The sequence below is a fragment of the Streptomyces calidiresistens genome (assembly GCF_014141525.1).
GTDB lineage: Bacteria > Actinomycetota > Actinomycetes > Streptomycetales > Streptomycetaceae > Streptomyces > Streptomyces calidiresistens.
Map to the genome: position 1 here is coordinate 1 of NZ_VKHS01000485.1, position 4,313 is coordinate 4,313.

A 4,313-nucleotide genomic window follows, 5' to 3' on the forward strand; every position below is an offset into this window, starting at 1 on the left:
TGTATAAGAGACAGCCGGTGCCCCCCGCCGCGGCGAGGGCGGCGGCGGTCTGCGGGTCGTGCCGGGCGGTGGTGGCGAGCACGGCCGCGCAGTGGTCCACCAGCCAGTCGCGCAGTTCCGGGCGTTCGGGCCGGCGCCCCTCGTCCAGCCAGGTCAGCGAGGCCGTCTCGACGGCGGAGATGCAGGTGCGGACCGCCATCAGCAGCAGCGGCCCGGGGCGTTCGACGGCCATGTGCGCCATGATCTGGTCGGCGGCGGCCCGCCGCACCCGGTCCACGATGGCGCCGGTGCGGGAGGTGGCCGCGACGCCGCCGCCGCGCAGCAGGGCGGTGAAGCCCTCGGCGTGGTCCTCGACGAAGGCCAGGTAGCGGTCCAGCGCGCGCCCCAGGCGCTCGGGCAGCGGGCCGCGTCGGGGCTCGGTGAAGCAGCGCTCCAGCTCCTCGGCGGCCCCGAGGAGCGCCGCCTCGTACAGCTGTTGCCTGCCGCCGGGGAAGTACCGGTAGACCAGGGGGCGGGAGACGCCGGCGGCGCGGGCCACGGCCTCGGGGGAGACCTGCTCGGGGGCGTGGTGGGCGAACAGCCCCTGCGCGGCCCGGATCAGCTGCTCACGGCGTGCGTCGGCGCTCAGTCTGCGGTAGGCCGGGTCGGTCGGCGCGGGACGCGTGCTCATGCCCGGAAGCGTAGTGCGCCGGGTGTCGCCGGGCGCGGGGTCGTCCTCCCGACCGGCCCCGCGCCCGCGGATCAGGCCAGCAGCCCCGACTGCCGCCACATCCGCCGACCGACGCCCCGCAGGACCCCGATCCCGTCGAGGAACTCGGTCAGCTTGCGGGCACCGTCCCGCATCACGGCCCGCCGGTGCTCGCTCGCCCGTACCTGCGCCACCGCCTCCCGGCGATCCAGCCCGACCCGGGTGTAGACCTCGGGGTTGACGAAGGCCACCGAGAAGATCCGGGCGAACTCCCCGCAGCTCAACCGGGTGAACTCGCGTTCCCAGCGGGGCGCGGTGAGCATCTGCCGGCGCAACTCCTCGCGGGCGTAGCGCACGTGCCGGGCCTCCTCCACGACGTGGATCCGGGTGACGCCGCGGATCAGCGGCTGGACCCGCTCGTCGGGGAAGGTCAGGCGCTGCATCCAGTCCAGCACCTCCTCGCCGAGGAGGGTGGCGGTGAAGGAGCCGGGGGTGGTGGAGATCGTCTTGAAGAGCCGACCGAGGTTGTGGTGACGGCGGGAGACGGGGTAGGCGGGGGCGCCGGTCCAGCGGATGACGCGCGCGAACATCATCGAGTGCCGGCACTCGTCGGCGATCTCGGTGAGCGCGTAGCGCACGTGCGAGCTGGTCATCGCCTTGTCGTAGATGTGACGGACCAGCAACTGCATGAGGATCAGCTCGAACCAGATGCCCAGGGAGGCCAGGGCGGCGGACTCGTGGCGGGAGAGGTCGATCCGCTGCTCCTCCGACATCCGGTACCACAGCGGGGTGTCGTAGAGGGAGACCAGCTCGGGCGGCCAGTACCACAGGCCGTCCACCGGGGGCGCGTCCCAGTCCAGCTCCGTGTCCGGGTCGAAGGAGTGCCGGGCGGAGGAGGCCAGCAGGCGCTCGGCCACCCGCTCGCGGTCCCGCAGGGCGCCCAGCGCGTCGCGCAGGGCCTCGAAGTCGATCTCCTCCCCGCCCTTGCCGCCCCCGGCGGGGACACCCGACCGGACGGCTCCGCGCGGGAACCGGGACACGGGATGCGGCGGTGTCATGGGGGACCTCCTCGGTGCACGGCGTGCGACGGCGACCTCCCCCTTATGAGACTACTTGTCAGCAAGGGCGTCAATCCCTCGTGCGGATGTACCGGGGAACGGGCAACCCGGCCCGCACCGGGGCGGGTTCACGCCCGGTGTTCACGCCCGTTGTTCACCTCGCGGCCATGGTCACCGGGGACATCGGTAACCGTTACCCGCTGTGCTGGCGTCACCGATCCGGCACACCGCCCCGCGCGGGGGGAGCGACGGGAGCCCGGGACCGGCCGGACGCGACGGGTGACCACCCGGGGGAGGGGCTCCCGCGCCGGCACGACCTCCCGGAACCGCGGTGGGGAGCCGGTCCGCACACCGGGCGCGCCGCTCGCGCCCCCCGCGCGCGCGACGCGTCGGGGACGACACCCACCGGGGAGACACCGGACGATGACACGCACAGCGAGCCGGCCGGGCCGCACCGCACCGCCCGCCGGGCGGCACCCGGAGCCGACGGCGGCGTCCCGCCGACCCGACCGCCCCCGTTCCCGCCTGCGCCCACCGGGCCCGAACTCCATCCGCGGCCGGGTGGCGCTCGTACTGGCCGTGCCCACCTGCCTGCTGCTCGTCCTGGTCGGTGTCGGGATCGCCGACCACGCCGAGCGGTGGTCCGCCGCCGGCCGCAGCGCCGACGGGGTCGAACTCTCCCTCGACGTGCAGAGGTTGGTGCGGGAACTGCAACGCGAACACGGGCTGGGCACCGGACTGGCGGTCGGTGCCGGCCGCTACCGTCCCGAACTCGCGGACACCCGCCGCCGTGTGGACGGCCTGCGCCGCACGGTCGGCCGGGCGCTGGAGGAGGGCGGCCCCGACACCGCCCCGGCCGTCCGCTCGGCGCTCGACGCGCTGAACCGGCTGCCCGGCGTCCGCGACCGCATCGACAACGGGATCGCGGGCGCCGACGGACCCGCCTACTTCTCCGGGACCATCGCCGGGCTCAACCGCGCCCTGGCCGAGGACCGGCCCGCCCACGACGACCGCGCCCTGACCACCGGCCTGGAATCCCTGGACCGGCTCTCGGAGGCCTCCGAGGCGCTCTCCGCCGAACGGTCCGTGCTCACCGCCGTCCTCGTCGCCGGCCGTTTCGAACCCGCCGACCACCTCGCCTTCGTGGAGGCGCGCGGCGCCCGGACCGGGGCCCTGGCGGCGCTGGACCGGGTCGCCGACCCCGCCGTGCGCTCCGCCGTGCGGGAGGTACTGGACTCCCCGGCCGGCCTGCGCCTCCCGGAACTGGAGGAGGAACTCGCGGCCGGGGCCGACGGCCGGGCGGTCACCGTCGATCCCGAGGAGTGGTGGAGCACCTCGACCGCCGTCGTCGACGGCCTGCACGCCGTCCAGGCCGAGACCGCCGACGCCGTGGCCCTGCGGGCCGGCGAGCTGCGGGCGGAGGCCGGCCGGCGGCTGGCGGCCTTCCTGCTGCTGGGGCTGGGGGTCATCGGCGCGGCCGTGGTGTTCTCGACCCTGGCAGCCCGCTCCATCACCCGCCCCCTCACCCGGCTCGCCCGGGAGGCCGAGGACCTGGCCGAGCACCGTCTGCCGGAGACCGTGCGCGCCGTCCAGAAGGCGGAGCCGGAGGAGGCCCAGCGGATGCTGCCCGGCCCACCCCGCGGCCCGGCCGACGCCGGCCGCGGCGAGCCGGAGGAGGTCGGCCAACTGGCCGCCGCCCTGCGCCGTGTGGAGCACACCGCGCTGGGTCTCGCCGCCGAACAGGCCGTACTGCGCCGCAACGGCACCGAGTCCCTGGCCCACCTCGGTCGCCGCAACCAGCAGCTCCTCCACCGCCAACTGCGCCTGATCACCGCCCTGGAGAGCAAGGAACTGGACCCCGACGCCCTGGGCGAGCTGTTCGAACTGGACCACCTGGCCACCCGGATGCGCCGCAACGCCGACTCGTTGCTCCTGCTCGCCGGTGAGCAGTCCCCGCCCCGGGTGTGGAACGGCACGGTGCCGATCGCCGAGGTCGTCCACTCGGCGATCTCCGAGGTCGAGGAGTATCGGCGGGTCACCCTGGTGGAGGCCGCCCCCTGCCTGGTGCACGGTCGGTGGGTCGCCGAACTCTCCCACCTGCTGGCCGAGTTGATCGAGAACGCGCTCACCGCCTCGCCACCCTCCCGGCCGGTGGAGGTCTACGGCTGGTGGGACGGGGCCGAGTACTGCGTGGTGGTGTTGGACCGGGGCAGCGGCATGAGCGACGCCGAACTGGCGCTCGCCAACGAACGCCTCGCCGGCACCGCGGAGTTCCTCGGTACGCCCACCCGGCGGCTGGGCCACTTCGTCGTGGGGGCGCTGGCCGGTCGGTTGGGCGCCCGGGTGGAGGTGCGGCACACCCAGGCCGATGGCCCCGTCGACGCCGGGCACGGCGGCGGTGTCACCGCCTGGATCGTGCTGCCGCGCCGGCTGCTCGTCGCGGCGGACGTCCCGACGGGCGCCGGGGGGTACGCCGAGCCCGGGGAGGCCGGGTACCGGGAGGAGCCGGTCCCGACCGGGGGAACGCCGGCGGGCGGCCGCTTCGAGGGGGAACGGGGGATCGTCAC

Annotated in this window: 3 protein-coding genes; 1 reads left to right on the forward strand and 2 read right to left on the reverse strand. The window is 75.4% G+C overall.

All coding sequences use genetic code 11. The features are described from left to right. Together FOE67_RS18125 and FOE67_RS18130 are read right to left on the reverse strand one after the other, a co-directional pair. Nucleotides 1–670: TetR/AcrR family transcriptional regulator (locus FOE67_RS18125; protein WP_182665578.1), on the reverse strand; the 670-nt coding region annotated here is incomplete at its 3' end. 71 nt (nucleotides 671–741) lie between these two features. Continuing rightward, a complete protein-coding gene (locus FOE67_RS18130; RefSeq protein ID WP_182665580.1) occupies nucleotides 742–1,746 on the reverse strand; it encodes an AurF N-oxygenase family protein in 1,005 nt (334 codons plus the stop codon). A gap of 423 nt (nucleotides 1,747–2,169) precedes the next feature. Here FOE67_RS18130 and FOE67_RS18135 point away from each other — a divergent pair. Further along, nucleotides 2,170–4,313 (forward strand): sensor histidine kinase (locus FOE67_RS18135; RefSeq protein ID WP_182665582.1); only part of this gene is annotated, 2,144 nt, incomplete at its 3' end.

Coding starts and splice junctions, on each gene's coding strand:
- FOE67_RS18130 (WP_182665580.1), bottom strand. CDS start 1,746: ATGACACCGCCGCATCCCGTGTCCCGGTTCCCGCGCGGAGCCGTCCGG.